Source organism: Azospirillum rugosum (genome assembly GCF_017876155.1).
Classification (GTDB): Bacteria; Pseudomonadota; Alphaproteobacteria; order Azospirillales; family Azospirillaceae; genus Azospirillum; species Azospirillum rugosum.
This window is the reverse complement of the sequence record NZ_JAGINP010000013.1, coordinates 99,093-119,526: the sequence shown is the minus strand read 5'-3', so window position 1 is coordinate 119,526 and position 20,434 is coordinate 99,093. Positions and strand designations below refer to the sequence as shown.

Here is a 20,434-nt window from a genome sequence, read left to right as displayed (position 1 = left end):
CCCCGCGTGCAACAAAAGGCCTATGATCTCCTGAAGCAAGGTGCAAGGCGGGCGTTCCAGGCCGTGAGTGGCGAATTCTCCCTCGATCAGTTGCGCGACCTGATGCATCCGGCCCGCCACACGCCGATCATCCAGCGCCGCCGCGCCATCCTGATCCATTCGCGCGTGCGCATGGTGGCGGCGGCCTTCGCCGTGCTGACGCCGCTGTGGGTGGTGATCGACGTGGTGATCTTTCCCTGGCCGCTGTGGGGCTGGCTGGCCGGCCTGCGCTTCGTGGCGAGCCTGGCCTTCGGCGCGTTGGCGCTGGGATACCGGGTCAGCGACGACATGGGCAGCGCGTGGCGGGGGCTGGCGCTGCTGCTGGCGGTGCCCACGGCCTTCTTCCTCGCCTCCCACCCCATGCTGAACGAGGGGGTGATCGCCGGCAGCGCCGCCGCCGTGGCGGCCGGCTACGCCTTCCTGCCCTTCGTCATGGTGGCCGGGCTCAGCGTCTTTCCGCTGACGGCGGTGGAGGGCATCCTGTTCGCCCTGCCCCTGCTGTCGGCCCATATGGTGGCGGGTGTCTACGGATCGCTGGTCTTCCCCTTCCCCTCATACCTCGGCGCGATGTGGCTGCTGCTGCTGATCATGGCGGTGGCGGCGCTGGCGGCGATGAGCCAGCTGCATTTCATGATGGCCCTGGTCGACCAAGCCTCGCACGACGGGCTGACCGGCGCCTTCTCCCGCCGCATCGGGGAGGAGCTTCTGCGCGTGCAGTTCGCCCACGCCCAGCGGTCGGACCTGCCGCTGTCGCTGGTCTTCGTCGATTTGGACAACTTCAAGGCCATCAACGACCGGCACGGCCACGACCAGGGCGACAAGGTGCTGGGCCGCGCCGCCGAGTCGATTCGCGCCATGCTGCGCCAGTCCGACGTGCTGGTGCGCTGGGGCGGGGAGGAGTTCCTGGTCATCATGCCGAACACCCCGCGCGACGGCGCCCTGATTGCCGTGGAGCGGCTGCGCGTCAAGGGCTTCGGCGCCCGCCCGGACGGCTCCACCCAGACGGCCAGCGTCGGCATCGCCGAATACACCGCCGACCGCCGCCCCACCGACTGGGAAGCGCTGGTCGAACTGGCCGACCACCGCATGTACATGGCCAAGCAGAGCGGCAAGGACCGCATCGTCGCGACCGACCGGGTGCTGGAACCGGCGGAGTGAGCTGGGGCTGGGAGTGGAGTTGCCGGCCTTAGGTGAGAATGCCCGTTATACATCCTAGCGCCATAGACGAGGGCACCGGCGTGCGCACGACCAAGCTTACAAAGATGGGTAACCTCGACCGCGGCGTCGAAATGACTGTCGACGTGCACAACGGGCGCATCGAAATCACGAAAGCGGACGATATCTACAACCGTGCTATGGCGGCGGGACGCGCCTTTACTCAGCGCTATCGACGCACTATGGCGATCTTATCCAAGTGAATCGTTGGTGCCGTTAACATCGACAAACTGGACGACTGACCGACGCCCCAAAACAAAACCGCCCGGAAGCGCAGGCCTCCGGGCGGTTCGTTCATCCATGGACAGGATGTTTACTCGTCGCGCTGTCCCAGGAACTGCAGCAGGAACTGGAACAGGTTGATGAAGTCCAGGTACAGCGTCAGGGCGCCCATCACGGCCAGCTTGCCCTGGCTTTCGCGGTCGTAGCCTTCCGCGTACTGCTCCTTGATCGCCTGGGTGTCGTAGGCGGTCAGGCCGGTGAAGATCACCACGCCGATGGCCGAGATGGCGAACTGCAGGGCCGACGACTGGAAGAACAGGTTCGCCAGGCCCGCGATGATGATGCCGAACACGCCCATCATCAGGAAGGAGCCCATCTTCGTCAGGTCGGTCTTCGTGGTGTAGCCGTAGAGGCTCATCGCCAGGAAGGTCGCGGACGTGACGAAGAAGGTCAGCGCGATGCTGGCCCCGGTGAAGACCAGGAAGATCGCCGACAGCGACAGGCCCATCGCCGCGCAGTAGGCCCAGAACACCGCCTGGGCCGACGCGAAGGACAGCCGGTTGATGCCGAAGGACAGCACCATCACGAAGGCCAGCGGCGCCAGCATGACCACCCACTTCAGCGGGGTCATGAAGATCGTCTGCATCAGCGCCGGGCTGCTCGACACCATGAAGGCGACCAGGCCGGTCAGGACCAGGCCGGCGCCCATATAGTTGAACACGCGCAGCATGTGCTGGCGCAGGCCCTCGTCGAAGTAACCCCGGTCGAACGCGCGGTCCGCGGTCGCGTACCGGTTAAAGGTTGGATCAGCCATGGGTCGTCCTCGAACCAATGTTATTTCCTTTAACCGAACATATTGGCGAAAGACCCCTTCCGTTCAACAGGAATCGGAAGCGCGGCCGTGGCATGACAAAGCTTTCACGCGACTGTCACCCTACTTTTTCGGCCCACTCTTTCAGCCAAGCGCAACTCTTTGCGTCAGTCCCTATTCGTTGCGCAGAAGGGGTGCGGCCGGCTGGCCCAGCGCGCGCCATGTCCCGAAGAAGCCGAAGGCCAGCGTGATCGCGGTGCTGAGCAGCGCCGTGGTCACCACCGCCGACGGGATGAAGGTCCACTCCCAATGCATCAGCCGGGTCAGCACCGCCCAGGCGGTCACCGTACCGATGATCCCGGCGATGACGGCGGTCAGGATGCCCAGCAGCCCGTATTCCAGCAGGAAGGCCTTCAGCACGTCGCCCCGCGTGGCGCCCAGCACCTTCAGCACCACGGCGTCGTAGACGCGGCGGCGGTGCCCGGCGGCCACCGCCCCGGCCAGCACCAGCGTGCCGGCGGCCAGCGTGATGCCGGCGGTCAGGCGCACGGCGGTGCCGATGTTGGTCAGCATGCCGTTGACGGTGTCCAGCGCGTCCTTCACCCGCACCAGCGTGACGTTGGGAAAGCGCTGGAGCACGGCGCGCTGCACCTCCGCCTCCGCCGCCGGGGTGCTGCGGACGGTGGCGATCCAGGTCTGCGGCGCCTTTTCCAGCGTGCCCGGCGCGAAGACCAGGGTGAAGTTGATGGCCAGCGTGGAGAAGTCGGCGGCGCGCACGTTGGCGACGGTCGCCTCGATGGTGCGGCCCAGGATGTTGACGCCCATCTTGGCGCCCGGCCCGATGCCGAAAGCGGCCGCCACGTTCTGGTGGATGGAGATCAGCGGCGGGCCTGTGTAGTCCTCCGCCCACCAGGACCCGGCGACGATCTCCGAATGCTCCGGCAGCTTGGCGGAGTAGGTCAGGCCGCGGTCGTTGGACAGCACCCAGGCCTGGTCGGGGTTGGACAGCGCCTGCTCCGCCGGCTTGCCGTTCACCGTCTCGATCCGGCCGCGCAGGGACGGCACCGCCTCGAAGTCGCGGGTGCCGGGCACGCCGGTGACCAGCTGCTTCAGCGGGTCGAACTGGTCCGGCTGGATGTCCACGAAGAAGAAGCTGGGCGCGTCCTTCGGGATCGTCTCATTCACCCGGCGGGAGAAGTTGCCCTCGATCAGCGCGATGGCGACCAGCACGGTGAGGCCGAGGCCGAGCGACAGGACAACCGTCCCGGTCGGATTGCCCGGCCGGTGCAGGTTGGACAGGGCCAGCCGGATCCCCGGACGACGCGGCCGCCCGGCCGCCGCGGCCGCCTTGGTCACCAGCCAGGCCGCCACGCGGAAGGCGGCGAAGGTGGCGATGGAGCCGCCGACGAACCACGCCGCGAAGCCGCGATTCTGCGCCGTCAGTATGGCGAGTGCGGCCAGCGCCGCCACGGTCAGCACCGTGGCGAGGACGTAGACCGCGCGCGGCCGGCCGCCGGCCGGGGCCACCACGTCGCGGAACTGCGCCGCCGCCGGCACTTCCCGCGCGCGCCCCAAGGGCCAGAGCGAGAAGGCCAGCGCGGTCAGCACGCCGTAGAGCGCCGCCAGCGCGAGCGCGCCGGGGTAGACGCCGATGCGCGCCGAGACGGGCAGCAGATCCTCCAGCAGCTTGCCGAGCCCGATCGGCGCCACCGCCCCCAGCACCAGCCCGAACAGGATGCCCAGCGCCGCCAGCGCCAGGATTTGCAGCAGATAGACCTGGAAGACGAGCGGCCCCGGCGCGCCCAGGCATTTCAGCGTGGCGACCGTGCGCGCCCGCGAATCGAGGTGGCTGCGCACCGCGTTGCCCACCCCGACTCCGCCGACCAGCAACGCGGTCAACCCGACCAGCGTCAGGAACAGGGTCATGCGCTCGATGAAGCGCTCCACCTGGGGCGACGCGTTGGTGAAGTCGCGCACCCGCCAGCCGGCGTCGGGGAAGCGCGCCTTCAGCGCCGCCTGCCACGCCGCGGGGTCGGTGCCCGGCTTCAGCGCGACCTTGTCGGTCCAATAGACGATGCTGCCGGGCTGGAGCAGGCCGGTGCCCTCCAGCGCCGGCAGGGCGACCATCAGCCGCGGCCCCAGCGTGAAGGCGCCGGAGGCGGCGCGGTCCGGCTCCCGCGTCAGGACGCCGCGGATGGTGACGGTCCCGTCTCCGAGTCGCACCTGGTCGCCGACCTTGGCGTTCAGCCGGTCGAGCACGCTTTCCTCGACCACCGCGCCCCACCCACCGTCCTTGTTGGGCCCGTCCTTGCTGGTCAGCGCGCTTTGCAGGTCGCCCGGCGGACGCAGGGTCGCCTCGCCATAGAGCGGGTAGAGCCCGTCCACCGCCTTCAGCTCGATCAGGGTGGAGCGCTGGTCGTCGTCCGACCGCAGCATCGCCCGCATCTCGACCGAGCGGGACACGCGGCCGGACTGGTCCAGGAAGGCGCGCTGCTCCGCCGTGGGCGGCGCGTAGATCTGCCGCACCGACACGTCCCCGCCGAGGATCGCGCGCCCGTCGGACCGCAGCCCGTCGAGGATGCCGCCGGACACCGACTGCACCGCGGCGATGGCCGCGACGCCGAGCGTCAGGCAGGCCAGGAATATCCGGAAGCCCTTGAGGCCCCCGCGCAGCTCGCGGCGGGCAAGGCGGATGGCGAGGGACAGGTTGGTCATCATGTCTTCTGCTGAAGTGCGGGAGCTGGGCCCCCCTCCCAACCTCCCCCCACTTCGCGGGGGGAGGAGTTAGTTCCCTCCCCCGTCGAAGATGGGGGAGGGTCAGGGTGGGGGCCCAATACGACAACTCGTGGGGGCCCAACGCGACCACTCACCCCACGCATCCTCAATCCCCCGCGACCCTCACGCGCTCGGCGCGGGCGGCGTGGCCGTCGTCGGCGATGCGGCCGTCCATCAGGCGCACCGTGCGGTCGCAGCGCTCGGCCAGCGCGGGGTCGTGGGTGATCAGGACCAGGGTCGTGCCGCGCCGTTCCGCCAGATCGAACAGCAGTTCCACGATGGTGGAGCCGGTGTCGATGTCCAGGTTGCCGGTGGGCTCGTCGGCCAGCAGGAGGGAGGGCTCGGCGACGAAGGCGCGGGCCAGCGCCACGCGCTGCTGCTCGCCGCCCGACAGCTGGCCCGGGTAGTGGGTGAGCCGGTGGCCGAGCCCGACCGCGACCAGCCCTTCCCGCGCGCGGTCGAAGGCGTCGGCGGCCCCGGCGAATTCCAGCGGGATCGCCACGTTTTCCAGCGCCGTCATGGTCGGGACGAGATGGAAGGCCTGGAAGACGATGCCGACATGGTCGCGGCGAAAGCGCGCAAGCCCGTCCTCGTCCAGCGCGCCGAGGTCCTGGTCGGCGACCCGGACGGAGCCGCCGGTGGGCCGTTCCAGCCCGGCCATCACCATCATCATCGTCGACTTGCCGGAGCCCGATGGCCCGACGACGCCGACCCGTTCGCCGGCATCGACGCGGAGATTCAGTCCCCTCAGGATGTTGACGGGTCCGGCCGCGCTGTCCAATCTCAAGTGCACCTCGTCGAGGGCGACGATGGGAGTTGCCACGGAATCGGGTCGGGACATTGGCATGCGTCTCACTTACGGGCGGAAAAGCGGGCGGGACAGCCTTTCGCCATATGGCATGGAGCGCCGCACTTTCAACGCGGCGCTGGCTGCCCTTATCGTCGCAGCGGGGCTGGGCATGACGGGTCCTGCCCGGGCCGCGAACGGCCCGCTGAAGCTGCTGGCGCTGGGCGACAGCCTGACCGCCGGCTATGGCCTGCCGGAACCGCAGGGCTTCGTCCCGCAGCTGCAAGGCGCGCTGCGCGCCAAGGGCTACGACGTCACGATCGTCAACGCCGGCGTGTCGGGCGACACCACGGCGGGCGGGCTGTCGCGACTCGACTGGGCGCTGGCCGACAAGCCGGACGCCGTGCTGGTGGAGCTGGGCGCCAACGACATGCTGCGCGGGCTCGACCCCGCGGCGGCGCGCAACAACCTGGACGCCATCCTGAAGCGGCTGACGGCGGCAAAGCTGCCCGTGCTGCTCGCCGGGATGTACGCGTCGCCCAGCCTGGGCCGCGCGTACGGCGAAAAGTTCAACGCCATCTACCCGGACCTCGCCCGCACGTACGACGTACAGCTTTATCCCTTCTTCCTGGACGGCGTGGCGGCCGACGCCGCGCTGAACCAGGGCGACGGCATCCATCCCAACCCGGCCGGGGTGAAGGCGATCGTGGAGCGCATCACGCCCTACGTCGCCCGCCTCCTCGACACCGCATCGAAACCCGGAGGCTGACATGGCGACCCTGGCCGGCGACACAGTTCCTGACGTTTTTTTCAAGGCGGCTTCCGCCACCGGCAATGACCCCACCGGCGCCGACTGGGGACCGCTGGTCAAGGCCTGCCTGGACGAGCTTGGGCCGGTTGAGGGCTGCAACCTCGGCTTCCTCTACATCACCGACGCGCTGGCGGAGCACGCGACCAGCATCGTCACGCTGTTGCGCGGGGTGACCGGCATCCGCGACTGGGCCGGCACCGTCGGCATCGGCGTCTGCGCCAACGACGAGGAGTTCTTCGACCAGCCGGCGATATCCGTGATGGCCGCGCGCCTGCCGCCCGACAGCTTCCGCCTGTTCCCGGTGATCAGCGGCGACCTGGAGCCGCTGCGCCGCATGGCCGGCGGCTGGCTGGACAAGCACGGCGCGTCGCTGGCGCTGGTGCACGCCGACCCGCGGCACCAGGACCTCGCGGGGCTCGTCACCACGCTGGCCGACTCGACCTCCGGCTTCCTGGTGGGCGGGCTCAGCGCCTCCCGGTCGGAGTTCCCGCAGTTCACCATCCCCGGCAACACCGCCACCATGGTGAGCGGCCCCGTCGGTGACGGCGGCGTGTCCGGCGTGCTGTTCGCGCCGACGCTGGCGGTCGCCACCGGCCTCAGCCAGGGCTGCACGCCCATCGGCCCGATCCGCACCATCACCGCGGCCGAGGAGAACGTGATCCTGGAGATCGACGGCCGCCCGGCGCTGGAGGTCTTCAAGGAGGACATCGGGGAGATCCTGGCCCGCGACCTGCGCCGCGTGTCCGGCTACATCTTCGCCGGCCTGCCGATCCGGGGGTCGGACACCGCCGACTATCTGGTCCGCGACCTGATCGCCATCGACCCGCGCGCCGGCTGGATCTCCATCGCCCACCGGGTGCAGAGCGGCCAGCCCATCCTGTTCACCCGCCGCGACCAGCAGAGCGCCGAGGCCGACATGCGGCGCATGCTCGCCAACCTGAAAAAGCGCGTGAAGACCACGCCCAAGGGGGCCATCTACGTCAGCTGCATCGCCCGCGGCCCGAGCCTGTTCGGCGACGGCAGCCAGGAGGTGGCGATGATCCGCGAGACCTTCGGCGACATCCCGCTCGCCGGTTTCTTCGCCAGCGGCGAGATTTCCCACAATCGCCTGTACGGGTACACGGGCGTGCTGACCCTGTTTCTTTGAGCCCCGATTCCTTGAGGACTTCACACTGATGCAATACCGTCCGCTCGGCCGCACCGGCCTGTCGGTCAGCGCCATCGGCCTGGGCACCATGACCTGGGGCCGCCAGAACACCGAGGCCGAAGGCCACGAACAGATGGACTACGCGCTCGACCAGGGCGTGACCTTCTGGGACACGGCGGAGATGTACGCCATCCCCCCGACCGCCGACACGTACGGGCGTACGGAGGAGGTGATCGGCAGCTGGTTCCAGGCGCGCGGCAAGCGCGACAAGGTCGTCCTGGCGACCAAGATCATCGGCGGCGCCGACGGCGGCTTCGCCTGGATCCGCGGCGGCCAGTCGAAGCTGGACCGCGCCAACATCTTCGCCGCGGCCGAGGCGAGCCTGCGCCGGCTGAAGACCGACTACATCGACCTGTACCAGCTGCACTGGCCCGACCGCGCCACCAACCGCTTCGGCGCGCGCACCTACGTCCACCGGCCGGAGAAGGACGGCACGCCCATCGAGGAGACGCTGTCGGCGCTGGACGAGCTGGTAAAGTCCGGCAAGGTGCGCCACGTCGGCCTGTCCAACGAGTCGCCCTGGGGCGTGATGCAGTTCCTGAAGCTGTCGGAGCAGAAGGGCCTGCCGCGCGTCGCCTCCATCCAGAACGCCTACAACCTGCTGAACCGGACGTTCGAGCAGGGCCTGGCCGAGGTGGCGATGCGCGAGGACGTCGGGCTGCTGGCCTACTCCCCGCTGGGGGCCGCGACGCTGACCGGCAAGTATCTGGACGGCGCAGTGCCGCCGGGCACCCGCCGCGCCATCGACCACCGCAAGTCGCGCTACGCCACCATCAACGCCGACGCGGCGACCCGCGAATACCTGGAGGTCGCGCGGCGCCACGGCCTGTCGCCGACGCAGATGGCCATCGCCTTCACGCTGCACCAGCCCTTCGTCGCTTCGTCGCTGATCGGCGCGACCACCATGGCGGACCTGAAGTCCAACATCGCCGCCATCGACGTCACCCTGTCGGAGGAGGTGCTGAAGGACCTGAACGCCGTGAACGAGCGTTACCCCGACCCATGCCCTTGAAGACTGGCCCCTGAAGGCACGCTGGCCCCATGATCCGTCTCTTCGTCGCGCTCGATTTTCCGGAGGATGTCCGCCAGCGGCTCGCGGGGCTGGGCGGCGGCGTCCCCGGCGCGCGCTGGACCGAGGCGGAGAACCTGCACCTGACCCTGCGCTTCATCGGCGAGGTGCCGGAGGACCAGGCGGCCGAGATCGACGACGCCCTGTCGCAGATCTCGGCCCCGGCCTTTGACGTGACGCTGGACGGGGTGGGCGTGTTCGGCAGCGGCCGGAACGCCCGCGTCCTCTGGGCCAGGGTGGAGCGCAGCGACGCCCTGTCGCACCTGCAGTCCAAGGTCGAATCGGCGCTGGTCCGCTGCGGCCTGCCGGCGGAGGAGCGCAAGTTCTCGCCCCACATCACGCTCGCCCGCCTGAAGGACGCGCCCAAGGACCGCATCGGCCGCTTCATCGAGGAACGCGGCCTGTTCCGCGCCGGCCCGATCCGGATGGAGCATTTCACGCTGTACCGCAGCCACCTGGGCAAGGGGGCCGCCGTGTACGAGGCTCTGCGCGAGTATCCGCTGGACATGGGGCCGGGCTAGGGATCGTCCGCCGCCGGAACAGCCGCCCACGGCCGGGGTTGTACAGCACCATGACCACACCGGATGACACAGCCCAGGACCGCGATCCCGCGTCCAAGGAACCGGACGCCGCTCGGATCCGGCGCTATCAGGGCATCCTGAACGATTTCAGCCGCATGGCGGGTGAAACGCGGGAACTCACCGCCCTGCTCCAGGTGGCGTGCGTCCAGGCGGCGCGCGGGATCGGCATCGGGCACAGCAAGGCGATGCGGTACCGCCTGACCAAGGGCGACCTGCTGGTCGAGGCCGGAATCGGCTGGAAGCCCGGGGTGGTCGGCCGGCTGGCCCTGGGGGCCGACATCGCGTCGCCCGCCGGGCGCGCCTTCCAGTCCCGCCAGCCCGTGCGCATCGACGACCTGCCCGCCAGCACGGAGTTCCGCTACCTGCACGTCTTGCAGGAGCACGGCATCGTGTCGTTGCTGAACGTGCCCATCTCGCTGGACGGCGTCGTCTGGGGCGTGCTGGAGGTGGACAGCGCCACGCCGCGCCACTTCAGTGAGGACGACATCGTCTTCCTCGGCGCGATGGCGAACATCCTGGGCCTCGCCCTGAAGGACAAGCTGCGCGAACGGCAGCACACCGAGACGGTCGCCAAGGCGTCGGCGGACCTGGAGCAGCAGAAGATGCTGATGCGCGAGCTGGCGCACCGCGACAAGAACGACTTCCAGATGATCATGTCCATCCTGCTGATGCAGAAGAACAAGCAGCAGGATGCGGAGGCCATCCGCGGCTTCAAGCACGCCTTGGACCGGGTTGCGGCCATCAGCATGGCGCACGACCAGCTGACCATGCGCCCCGACCGCGGGACGCTCGACGTCGCCGCCTACCTGGGGGCGCTGTGCGGCAACCTGGGGCACCGCGGGGACGGAATCGCCATCGAGACGCACGTCGACACGGCCGAACTGTCGCACGAGCGCGCCGTGTCGCTGGGCCTGATCACGAACGAGCTGGTGACCAACGCCCTGAAATACGCCTTTCCCGATGGCAAAGGCACCGTGCGGGTCGAGTTCACCGCCGACCCGGTGACCGGGCAGGGCTGCCTGACCGTCGCCGACAACGGCGCCGGCATGGGACCGATGCGGCCCGGAGGGTCCGGCCTGCAGCTGGTCGACGCCCTGGCCCGCCAGATCGGCGCCACCGTCGAACGGCCGCCCGCCGACCAGGGAACGACCTTCCGGGTGTGCTTCCTGATCGTGCGTTAACGTCTTTCAGAAGCGCAGCCGTAGGTTGGGTGGAGGCGCAGCCGCAACCCAACATCGTCGCGACGCGGGGTGTGTTGGGTTTCGCTGGCGCTCCACCCAACCTACGAAAAACCCATCCTACAGCGGCACGCCCTTGATCATGCGCGGCAGTTCGCCGACCACGCCCATGGCGTGGCGCATGAAGAAGCGCTTCAGCGGCGGCAGGCGATTGACCACGGCCATGCCGATGTCGCGGGCGAGCCGGATCGGCGGGATGTTGTTGGAGAACAGGTGCACCAGCCCGTCGCACACCGCGGCCAGCAGCACCGTGTCGAAGCGGCGCCAGCGCTGGAAGCGGGCCAGCACCTCCGGCGAGCCGACGTCGAGGCCCAGCCGGTGGGCGTCCACGATCACCTCCGCCAGCGCGGCCACGTCGCGCAGGCCCAGGTTCAGCCCCTGGCCGGCGATGGGGTGGATGGCGTGGGCCGATTCGCCGACCAGCGCCAGGCGCTCCGCGATGAAGCTCTCGGCCAGCAGGACCGACAGCGGCCAGGCCTCCCGCCGGGTCAGGATCTCGATGTCGCCGAGATAGCCGCCGGAGCGGCGGGTCAGCTCGTCGATGAACTGGTTCTCCGGCAGCTTGACGTACATGTCGGCCAGCGACGACTTCTCGCTCCACACGATGGAGGAGCGGTTCTCCGTCATCGGCAGCACGGCGAAGGGGCCGTTCGGCATGAAATGCTCCACCGCCACGCCGTTGTGCGGCTCCGAATGGCGGATGGTGCAGATGATGGCGGTCTGGTCGTAGGCCCAGCGGCGCACCCGGATGCCGGCGCTCTCCCGCGCCAGGGACCGGCGGCCGTCGGCGCCGACCACCAGCCGCGCCTTCACCACCCGCCCGTCGGCCAGCGTGATGGAGGCACCGCTGCGCGAGCGCTCGATCTTCGTCGCCTGCGCGGGGGCGAGGTGCGTGAGGCCCGGCAGCTCCGCCGCGCGGGCGAACAGGGCGCGGCGCATGTCCTTGTTGTCGAGGATCCAGCCGAAGGGCTGGTTCTTGCCGTCCACCGTCAGGTCGGTGTGGTCGTAGTGCACGAACAGCGGCGAGAACTGGTCGGCGACGCGGATGTCCAGGATCGGGCCGGCGTGCTGCTCCATATGCTTCCACACGCCCGCCCCCTCCAGCACCTTCATGGAGGCGTAGGCGATCGCCGTGGTGCGGATGTCGAAGCCGTCGGCCGCGTGGTGGTCGGGGCTGTCGCGGTCGATGCAGACCACCGGCACGCCCGCGGTGGCGAGCGCCGCCGCCATGCTGAGCCCGGCGAGCCCCCCGCCCAGCACCACAACCTCGGTCGTGATCTCCTGCGCTGCGGTGCTGCCCGAATCGGTCATGATGACGCTGCCTTCCATAAGTGTACGCGGATCGGAACAATCGTCCCCCCGCGGTCGGATGTCCAGTGGCGGGACGTCGCGGGTGCTCGAATGCACAAAATTTCATCACCTTCTGCCTAAGGCTGCGCCGCTTGAGACGGATTCGCCGGTAAAGCATCGCGTCCGCAACCGGCACGATTTTTGAAACCGTTGATTTTTGCGGTCGAGGCGAACACGCTCGATGCATGTTCGGGCTGTTCCTCCCGCACGGGAGGAGCAACCAACCAAACGAGCGACCGTTAAGGCCGGCACACACGCTTTAAGGGGAAGCGACATGAAACTGGTTATGGCCATCATCAAGCCGTTCAAGCTCGACGAAGTGCGCGAAGCGCTCACGTCGCTCGGGATCCAGGGCCTGACGGTGAGCGAGGTGAAGGGCTTCGGCCGCCAGAAGGGTCAGACCGAAATCTACCGCGGCGCCGAGTATTCCGTGAGCTTCCTTCCCAAGGTGAAGGTCGAGGTCGCCGTCTCCGACGACCAGTACGAGCAGGTGGTGGAGGCGATCCAGAAGGCCGCCAACACCGGCCGGATCGGCGACGGCAAGATCTTCGTCATGGAAATCGCCCAGGCCGTGCGCATCCGCACCGGCGAGACCAACGCCGAAGCGCTGTAAGGAGCATCGCCCTTCGTTCCGGGTCCGTCCGTCCGGCGGACCCTGAACGCGCGGCCATGCCCGCGGGGGGCGAAGGGGCCGTCACTTCTTCTTGGGAACGCCGGACGGCGACTTCGTTTCGGTACCGTCAATCCTTCACCAGCCGCCGCGAACCCGCCGGTTTGCGCGGCCTTTGCTTTTCCCATTGCTTCTCATTGTCCGGTTTTGTTCCCTTGTGCGGGGACTCCACCGCCGGTAGGATGTTTCCGATTCGTACGGGTCACGCCGTATGGGCGCAGCTGCCCGTTCGGCCGGGCATGATGCCCGCAATTTGGGCCAAACTGATGGGAAGGATTCTCGGCGGCATGTCCATTCCGGACCTCGGCACCTTCGCACTCGTCAACGACCGGCTCGACCGGCTGTCCGACTATCCCTTCACCCGGCTGGCGACCCTGCTGTCCGGCGTGACGCCGCGCGCCAACGTCGAGCCGATCCTGATGTCGGTGGGCGAGCCGCAGCACCAGCCGCCGGCCATCATCGACGAAACGCTGCGCGCCAACGCCCACCTCTGGGGCAAGTACCCGCCGGTCGGCGGCACGCCGGAGTTCCGCGCCGCGGTCGGCGACTGGCTGACGCGCCGCTACGCCCTGCCCGCCGGGCTGTTCGACGCCGACAAGTCCGTCCTGCCCGTCTCCGGCACGCGGGAGGCTCTGTTCCTGCTGGCCCTGCTGGCCGTGCCGACGTCCAAGGCCGGTAAGCAGCCGGCCGTGCTGATGCCCAACCCCTTCTACGCCCCCTACGAGGGGGCCGCCCTGCTGGCCGGGGCAGAGCCGGTGTTCCTGTCGGCGACGCGGGAGAGCGGCTTCCTCCCCGACCTCGACGCGCTGACGCCGGAGCTGCTGGAGCGGACGGCGCTGTTCTACCTGTGCACCCCGGCCAACCCGCAGGGGGCCGCCGCCGACGCCGCCTACCTGAAGAAGGCCATCGGCTTGGCGCGGGAGTACGGCTTCATCCTGGCGGTCGACGAGTGCTACGCCGAGATCTACCTGGACAGGCCGCCGGTCGGCGCGCTCCAGGTCGCGTCCGGCCTCGACCATGGCGGGAAGCCGTGGGCGAACCTGCTGGTCTTCCATTCCCTGTCCAAGCGGTCGAGCGCCGCCGGCCTGCGCTCCGGCTTCGTGGCCGGCGACCCGGAGCTGGTGTCGCGCTTTTCCCGTGTGCGCAGCTACTCCAACGCCGGCATGCCGCTGCCGGTGCTGGCGGCCAGCGCCGCCCTGTGGCGGGACGAGGCGCATGTGGAGGAGAACCGCGCGCTCTACCGCGCCAAGTTCGACGCGGCGGAGGCCGCGCTGAAGGGACGCTTCGGCTATTACCGGCCGGCCGGCGGGTTCTTCCTGTGGCTGGACGTCGGCGACGGCGAGGAGGCGACGCGCCGCCTGTGGGCGGAGGGCGCCATCCGCGTGCTGCCCGGCGCCTACCTGTCGCGCAGCAACCCGGGCGAGCCGAACCCCGGCGACCGCTTCATCCGCGTGGCGCTGGTGAACGACACCGAAACCGTCGCCAACGCCTGCGCCGCCATCGCGCGGATTCTGGGGTAAGGACCCCACTTGTCCCCTCTCCCCGCCCTGAAAAAGGGTAGGAGAGGGTTAGGGTGAGGGGGCCCCCGAAGGGCGGAAAACGCAGGCTCCTTGCAGTGCGTTTCCGGCCTGCGGCCGCCCCCTCATCCCAACCTTCTCCCCGGAGGGGAGAAGGAGTCTCGGTACCAGCACATCAGGACCCCCCGCCCATGGCACGACCCGCAAGCCCCCGCAGCGGAAGCGGCAAAACCTCCGGACGGTCGGAGAAGCCGCCCTTCTTCTCGCCCGCCACGCGCGCCTTCGTGGTGGCGCGGGCGCGCGAGCTGGCGGGCTTCGCGTTCGGCATCGTCGGGCTGGTCCTGATGGTCATCCTCGGCAGCTACAGCGAGCATGACCCGTCCTGGAACTCGGTGCCCGCCACCGGGGCCAAGGTGCAGAACCTGTTCGGCCTGTTCGGCGCCTATCTGGCCGACCTGATGATCCAGTCGCTGGGCTGGGCCGCCTATCTGCTGGCGCTGGCGCCGATGGCCTGGGGCTGGCGGCTCAGCCTGCAGAAGAACATCCGCCACCCGCTGTTCCGCTGCGTGCTGCTGGTCTGGGGCGTGCTGCTGATCGCCATGCTGCTGGCCGGCTGGGCGGTGCCGGACGACATGGACCCGCTGCACATCCGCCCCGGCGGCAGCTTCGGCAAGGTGCTGCTGGACGGGGTCAGCAACATGCTGTTCGGCGGCGGCGGCCAGCCGGTGGTCGCCACCACGGCCGGCGCCTTCGGCGGCCTGATCCTGTTCATCGCCATGGGCCTGTCGATCAGCGAGTGGGCGGCCAGCCTGCGCCAGCTCGGCGGGACGGTCGGGCGCCTGTTCGGCGGGCTGTCCCGGGGCGCCCGCGCCGGCGCCTCGCTGATGCGCACGCGCGGCGATGCGGCTGTGTCCGGGGCCGTGGCGGGTGCCGTGAAGGGGGCCACGCGCCGCCTCGGCGACGTCGCCCGGCGCGAGCCGAACCTGGCCGACGGCAAGGACGCGGAGCGCGGCGGCCGCCGCGCGCCGGCCTTCGCGGACGACGAGGAGGACGGCGTCTCCCTGCGCGCCCTCTCGCGCGGCCGGGCCGCCGGGCGCACCGAACCGGCCATCGAGCCGCGCTTCGACGACAAGTCGCGCTCCGTGTCCGTGGTGACGCCCGGCGCTGCCAAGCCGAAGTCGGCGGAGCCGAAACCGCGCGAGGTGCCGCGCCAGGCCGCGCTGCACCTGGAGGAGGACGACGGCTACGAGCTGCCGCCGCTCGACCTGCTCCAGGTCGTCCCCACCGGCAGCCGGGGGGAGAAGGTGGACGAGGCCGCCCTGCGCGAGAACGCGGTGAAGCTGGAAGGCGTGCTGTCCGACTTCGGCGTGCGCGGCGAGGTGCAGAAGGTCCACCCCGGCCCGGTCGTCACGCTGTACGAGCTGGAGCCGGCGCCCGGCACCAAGTCGTCCCGCGTCATCGGCCTGGCCGACGACATCGCGCGCTCCATGAGCGCCGTGTCGGTGCGCGTCGCCGTGGTGCCCGGCCGCAACGTCATCGGCATCGAGCTGCCCAACGCCAAGCGCGAGACCGTGCTGCTGCGCGAGCTGCTGGCCGCCGACGCCTTCGACAAGAACGCCGGCAAGCTGTCGCTGGCGCTGGGCAAGGACATCGGCGGCCAGCCGATCGTCGCCGACCTCGCCCGCTTCCCGCACCTGCTGGTCGCCGGCACCACCGGCTCGGGCAAGTCGGTCGCCATCAACACGATGATCCTGTCGCTGCTCTACCGCTTGGCCCCCGACCGCTGCCGCTTCATCATGATCGACCCCAAGATGCTGGAGCTGTCGGTCTATGAGGGCATCCCGCACCTGCTGTCGCCGGTGGTGACCGACCCGAAGAAGGCGGTCGTCGCGCTGAAGTGGACGGTGCGGGAGATGGAGGACCGTTACCGCAACATGTCCAAGCTGGGCGTGCGCAACATCGAGGGCTACAACGCCCGCCTGCGCGAGGCCCGCGCGGACGGCGAGTCGCTGACCCGGCGCGTGCAGACCGGATTCGACCCCGACACCGGCAAGCCGATCTTCGAGGAGCAGCCGCTCGACCTGAAGGAGCTGCCCTACATCGTGGTCATCGTGGACGAGATGGCCGACCTGATGCTGGTGGCCGGCAAGGACATCGAGGCGGCGATCCAGCGCCTGGCCCAGATGGCCCGCGCCGCCGGCATCCACCTGATCATGGCGACGCAGCGCCCGTCGGTGGACGTCATCACCGGCACGATCAAGGCCAACTTCCCGACCCGCATCAGCTTCCAGGTCACCTCCAAGATCGACAGCCGCACCATCCTGGGCGAGCAGGGCGCCGAACAGCTGCTGGGCCAGGGCGACATGCTCTACATGGCCGGCGGCGGCCGCGTGACCCGCGTGCACGGCCCCTTCGTCTCCGACCAGGAGGTGGAGCATGTCGTGAAGTACCTGAAGACCCAGGGCGAGCCCGCCTACGTCGACGCCATCACCGAGGAGGACGACGAGGATCTCGCCGCGCTGGACGACGGCGGTGCGGGGGCCGGCGGCGGGTCGGGCGACGACCTCTACGACAAGGCGGTGGCGGTGGTCTGCCGCGAACGCAAGGCGTCGACCAGCTTCATCCAGCGCCAGCTGCGCATCGGCTACAACTCCGCCGCCCGCCTGATCGAGCGCATGGAGGCGGAGGGCGTCGTCAGCAAGCCCAACCACGCCGGCAAGCGCGACGTCCTGGCGCGGAACATCGAGGAGTAGCACGTCTCCCCTCTCCCGCCCCCAGTTGGGCCAACAGCAACCGTCATTCCCGCGAAGGCGGGAATCCAGGGCATCCCGAGACGTTGCCGCCTTGCCCTGGATCCCCGCCTTCGCGGGGATGACGGATATCCTGGGCGCCAACAGGCCGGGAGAGGGAGAGTTAACCGCCTTGGATCCGCTCCTCGCACGCCCTATTTCCGCCCGGAACGTTCCGTAGAAGCTGGGACCATGAAGACCCTTCGCCGCACCTTTCTTCGCCGCATCCTCGCCGCTTCCGTCCTGTCCATCGCCCTCGCCGCAGGCGTCACGGCCGCCCCGGCGCAGGCCGCAGCACCCCGCGCCGCCGCCCTGTCCCCGCAGGAGCAGTCCATCGTCGCGCGCGTCGAGGAGTACCTGAACGGCGTCCGCGCGCTGCAGTCCAAGTTCGTGCAGATCAGCCCCAACGGCCAGCAGACGACCGGCACCTTCTACCTGTCGCGGCCGGGCCGCATGCGGCTGGAGTACGACCCGCCGGTGAAGGACTTCGTCGTCGCCGACGGCAGCTTCATCTTCTACTGGGACGGGGAGATGCGGCAGCAGTCGAGCGCGCCCATCGGCTCGACGCTCGCCGACTTCATCCTGCGCAAGGACATCCATCTCAGCGGCGACGTCATGGTGACCGGCGTTTACCAGGCGCCGGGCGTGGTGGAGGTCAGCCTGACCGAGAGCAAGGACCCCGGAAAGGGCACCCTGACGCTGGTCTTCGAGGACCGGCCCTTCCAGCTGCGCAAGTGGCGGGTCCTGGACGCCCAGGGGCTGACGACGGAGGTGGCCTTGCTCAACCCCCGCAACGACGTCCAGTTCGACCGCAACCTGTTCTACTTCGTCGAGCCGAAGAAGGGGTCGGAGTACGGGCGCGGGAACTGATCCCGCAATCCCTGATCCCGGAGTCCCTGATCCCGGAGTCCAATTTCGCCACCGGCCCGGATCATCCGGGGGCGTCCTCCCCCTTCTTCCCACGGCCCGGACCGTCCGGCCCCGTTGCCGCTTGGGTGCGCTGCACCAGAATCCCTGAGTGCGAGTCGCACCGGAACAGGCGGAGGGAGGCAGGCCATGGCCGAAGCACGGGTCTATGACGCCCAGCGGATCCAGGGCATGAACGATCGGCTGGCGAGCAACTGGTGGGCGCTGGCCCTGCGCGGGGTCGTCGCGGTCCTGCTGGGGCTGCTCGGCTTCCTGATGCCGGGGGTGACCGTGGCGACCCTGGCGATCCTGCTGGCCGCCTACCTGCTGGTGGACGGCGTCTTCGCCATCGTCGGCGGCATCCGCGCCGCCCGCGCGAGCGAGCGCTGGCTGCCCTTCATCCTGGAGGGCGTGGTCAGCCTGATCGCCGGCGTGATCGCCGTGGCATGGCCGGCGGCGAGCCTGTTCGCCCTGGTCTGGCTGGTCGCCGCCTGGTCCGTCGTCACCGGCTTCGCCGAGATCATGAGCGCCTGGCGCATGCACCGCAGCCATGGCAAATGGGCCTGGGGCATCGCCGGCGCCCTGTCCGTGCTGTTCGGGCTGGGCATGTGGGTGATGCCGGCCTTCGGCCTGCTGGCCATCGCCTGGAGCGTGGCGGGCTACATGATCGCCTTCGGCGTGCTGGCGCTGGTCACCGCCTTCCGGCTGCGCCGCTGCCACCAGGACCACATGCACCACGGCGACCACGGCACCGCCGTCCCGGCGGAATGACGGCGTAGACCGCGTAGGTTGGGTGGAGCCGAAGGCGCAACCCAACATCGTCGCAACGGCACCTGTGTTGGGTTGCGCTGGCGCTCCACCCAACCTACGGGTCTACGGGTCACATCACCGGGTCAGCGCAGCGCGTCCTGCATGAAGGCCGGCAGGGCGAAGCTGGCGGCGTGGATGTCGGGGGTGTAGTAGCGGGTCTTCAGCCCCGCCGCGGCGAAGCGCGGCCGGATGGCGTCGGCCGTCTGGCGGCGCAGCGCCGGATCGTCGGTCGCCCAGCCGAAGGCCATGAAGCCGCCGTAGTAGCTGGGCACCGGCGCCACGAAGAAGCCGGCGTCGGCGAACAGCCGGCCCAGCCGCCGGTGGCTGTCCTTCAGCTCGCCGGGCTGGAGGAAGGGCACGCCGTTCTGCGTGACCAGCACGCCGCCGGGCGTCAGGCGCGCCTTGCAGTCGGCGTAGAACGACTCGGTGAACAGCACCGCCCCAGGGCCATGCGGGTCGGTCGAATCGACGATGACGACGTCGAAGCGCTGGTCGGTGTCCTTCACGAAGGCGCAGCCGTCGGCGATCACCAGTTCGGCGCGCGGGTCATCGAACGCCCCGGCGCTGATCGACGGCAGATACTGGATGGACAGGTCGACCACGCTGCGGTCGATCTCCACCATGGTGACGCGCTCGACGTCCCGGTGCTCCAGGCAGCGGCGGAGCATGCCGCCGTCGCCGCCGCCGACGATCAGCACGCGGCGGACGCGCCCATGCGCCAGGATCGGCACATGGGTCAGCATCTCGTGGTAGACGAACTCGTCCCCCTCCGTGGTCTGGACGACCCCGTCCAGCGCCATGACGCGGCCCAGGACCGGGTTTTCGAAGATCACCAGGTCCTGGAGGTCGGTCTTGTCGCGGAAGAGGACGCGGCCCATGCGCAACCGCTGGGCCACATCCGGGTAGAGCGTCTCGTTGAACCACGGGTCCGTCATGACCCGGTTTCGCCGCGCAGCAGTTCGTCGCACTTCACCGTCGCCGGGCGGAAGGCGCGCTCCAGCACCGGGATGGCCTTCATGGGCTGGGCGTCGCCGCACATGAAGATGTCGAGCGCCGCGTAGCCGCGCTCCGGCCAGGTGTGGATGCTGATGTGCGACTCGGCCAGCACCGCCACGCCGGAGATGCCGCCGTTCGGCGTGAAGTGGTGCAGGTGGATGTGCAGGAGCGTCGCCCCGGCGACCTCCACCGACTCGACCAGCGCGGCGCGGACATGGTCCAACTCGTCCAGCCGCTCCGCACCCCAGAGATCGACGATCAGGTGCGTGCCGGCATAGACCTTCCCATCGCGCGCGATGAAATGGTCCTTGCGGTCATCCTGGGAGTCCTTCCAAGGCCCCGTCGTGACGTTGGCCCGTTCGGGCAGTTGCCGTTCGGCCATGTCACGTTGGGCGGTTTGGCCTTCCGCTTGGGCTTTCCTTGGAGCGTTTCCCAAGTCCATCCCCAATTGGAAGAGAGAAGCGGTCTTCGCCATCGTTCTCCCCCATCAGCAGATGTTCCGCGGGGTCCGCGGAGAGGGGCGGCATATGAGGCAAATCGCCCCCCGATTCAACACAAAACTTCCCCCCAGCTTCTGTTTTTGCCGCCCATGCTTTTTGACGCGGGCGCGACCTCTGGCGAAACGCCCTCCTCCCGCGCAT

18 protein-coding genes are annotated in these 20,434 nt (G+C 69.4%); 12 read left to right on the top strand and 6 right to left on the bottom strand.

Going from position 1 to position 20,434, the window contains the following annotated elements; genetic code table 11:
- Positions 1–63: 63 nt before the first annotated feature.
- Positions 64–1,197 carry a GGDEF domain-containing protein gene (locus J2851_RS18445; RefSeq protein WP_307419692.1) on the top strand — a complete coding sequence of 378 codons (1,134 nt, stop codon included), beginning with the start codon at positions 64–66 and terminating at the stop codon, positions 1,195–1,197.
- An 80-nt stretch (positions 1,198–1,277) separates the two neighbouring features.
- Positions 1,278–1,457: an AbrB/MazE/SpoVT family DNA-binding domain-containing protein gene (locus J2851_RS18440; protein WP_209767861.1), complete on the top strand. Its 180-nt coding sequence runs from the start codon at positions 1,278–1,280 to the stop codon at positions 1,455–1,457.
- Between the two features lie 110 nt (positions 1,458–1,567).
- Here J2851_RS18440 and J2851_RS18435 read toward each other — a convergent pair whose 3' ends face one another.
- The 3 genes from J2851_RS18435 to J2851_RS18425 form a co-directional block, all read right to left on the bottom strand.
- Positions 1,568–2,290 carry a Bax inhibitor-1/YccA family protein gene (locus tag J2851_RS18435; protein ID WP_209767860.1) on the bottom strand — a complete coding sequence of 241 codons (723 nt, stop codon included), beginning with the start codon at positions 2,288–2,290 and terminating at the stop codon, positions 1,568–1,570.
- Between the two features lie 171 nt (positions 2,291–2,461).
- Positions 2,462–5,002 (bottom strand): ABC transporter permease, encoded by a 2,541-nt coding sequence (locus J2851_RS18430; protein ID WP_209767859.1) that lies wholly within the window; start codon positions 5,000–5,002, stop codon positions 2,462–2,464.
- 166 nt (positions 5,003–5,168) lie between these two features.
- Complete coding sequence (locus J2851_RS18425) at positions 5,169–5,903, bottom strand: ABC transporter ATP-binding protein (protein ID WP_209767857.1); 735 nt, start codon at positions 5,901–5,903, stop codon at positions 5,169–5,171.
- A gap of 118 nt (positions 5,904–6,021) precedes the next feature.
- Here J2851_RS18425 and J2851_RS18420 point away from each other — a divergent pair, with 118 nt between their 5' ends.
- The 5 genes from J2851_RS18420 to J2851_RS18400 are packed head-to-tail and all read left to right on the top strand — an operon-like array spanning position 6,022 to position 10,698.
- Entirely contained in the window at positions 6,022–6,618 is a 597-nt protein-coding gene (locus tag J2851_RS18420; protein ID WP_246500754.1) for an arylesterase, read from the top strand.
- Between the two features lies 1 nt (position 6,619).
- The gene (locus J2851_RS18415; protein WP_209767853.1) at positions 6,620–7,807 is read left to right on the top strand and encodes an FIST signal transduction protein; all 1,188 of its coding nucleotides are present in this window, start codon (positions 6,620–6,622) and stop codon (positions 7,805–7,807) included.
- A 28-nt stretch (positions 7,808–7,835) separates the two neighbouring features.
- A complete protein-coding gene (locus J2851_RS18410; protein WP_209767851.1) occupies positions 7,836–8,879 on the top strand; it encodes an NADP(H)-dependent aldo-keto reductase in 1,044 nt (347 codons plus the stop codon).
- Positions 8,880–8,908: 29 nt separating this feature from the next.
- On the top strand, positions 8,909–9,457 hold the full coding sequence (gene thpR, locus J2851_RS18405; protein WP_209767850.1) for an RNA 2',3'-cyclic phosphodiesterase: 549 nt from the start codon (positions 8,909–8,911) through the stop codon (positions 9,455–9,457).
- A 50-nt stretch (positions 9,458–9,507) separates the two neighbouring features.
- A complete protein-coding gene (locus tag J2851_RS18400; RefSeq protein ID WP_209767849.1) occupies positions 9,508–10,698 on the top strand; it encodes a sensor histidine kinase in 1,191 nt (396 codons plus the stop codon).
- A gap of 117 nt (positions 10,699–10,815) precedes the next feature.
- Here J2851_RS18400 and J2851_RS18395 read toward each other — a convergent pair whose 3' ends face one another.
- The gene (locus tag J2851_RS18395; protein WP_209767848.1) at positions 10,816–12,066 is read right to left on the bottom strand and encodes a UbiH/UbiF/VisC/COQ6 family ubiquinone biosynthesis hydroxylase; all 1,251 of its coding nucleotides are present in this window, start codon (positions 12,064–12,066) and stop codon (positions 10,816–10,818) included.
- 313 nt (positions 12,067–12,379) lie between these two features.
- On the opposite strand from J2851_RS18395, the gene glnK reads away from it, so the two are divergent.
- From glnK to J2851_RS18370, 5 genes are all read left to right on the top strand, one after another.
- Positions 12,380–12,718, top strand: a complete 339-nt coding sequence (gene glnK / locus J2851_RS18390) for a P-II family nitrogen regulator (RefSeq protein WP_209767847.1) — start codon at positions 12,380–12,382, stop codon at positions 12,716–12,718.
- A gap of 344 nt (positions 12,719–13,062) precedes the next feature.
- Positions 13,063–14,295, top strand: a complete 1,233-nt coding sequence (locus J2851_RS18385; protein ID WP_246500753.1) for an aminotransferase class I/II-fold pyridoxal phosphate-dependent enzyme — start codon at positions 13,063–13,065, stop codon at positions 14,293–14,295.
- 188 nt (positions 14,296–14,483) lie between these two features.
- Positions 14,484–17,045: a DNA translocase FtsK gene (locus J2851_RS18380; protein ID WP_209767845.1), complete on the top strand. Its 2,562-nt coding sequence runs from the start codon at positions 14,484–14,486 to the stop codon at positions 17,043–17,045.
- A 228-nt stretch (positions 17,046–17,273) separates the two neighbouring features.
- Positions 17,274–17,951 carry a LolA family protein gene (locus J2851_RS18375; protein WP_209767844.1) on the top strand — a complete coding sequence of 226 codons (678 nt, stop codon included), beginning with the start codon at positions 17,274–17,276 and terminating at the stop codon, positions 17,949–17,951.
- A gap of 186 nt (positions 17,952–18,137) precedes the next feature.
- The gene (locus tag J2851_RS18370) at positions 18,138–18,758 is read left to right on the top strand and encodes an HdeD family acid-resistance protein (protein ID WP_209767843.1); all 621 of its coding nucleotides are present in this window, start codon (positions 18,138–18,140) and stop codon (positions 18,756–18,758) included.
- A 122-nt stretch (positions 18,759–18,880) separates the two neighbouring features.
- Here J2851_RS18370 and speE read toward each other — a convergent pair whose 3' ends face one another.
- Both speE and speD read right to left on the bottom strand, forming a co-directional pair.
- Positions 18,881–19,732 (bottom strand): polyamine aminopropyltransferase, encoded by an 852-nt coding sequence (gene speE, locus J2851_RS18365; protein WP_209767842.1) that lies wholly within the window; start codon positions 19,730–19,732, stop codon positions 18,881–18,883.
- Positions 19,729–20,175 carry an adenosylmethionine decarboxylase gene (speD, locus tag J2851_RS18360; protein ID WP_246500752.1) on the bottom strand — a complete coding sequence of 149 codons (447 nt, stop codon included), beginning with the start codon at positions 20,173–20,175 and terminating at the stop codon, positions 19,729–19,731. Before speD ends, speE begins: the two co-directional genes overlap by 4 nt.
- Positions 20,176–20,434: the final 259 nt, after the last annotated feature.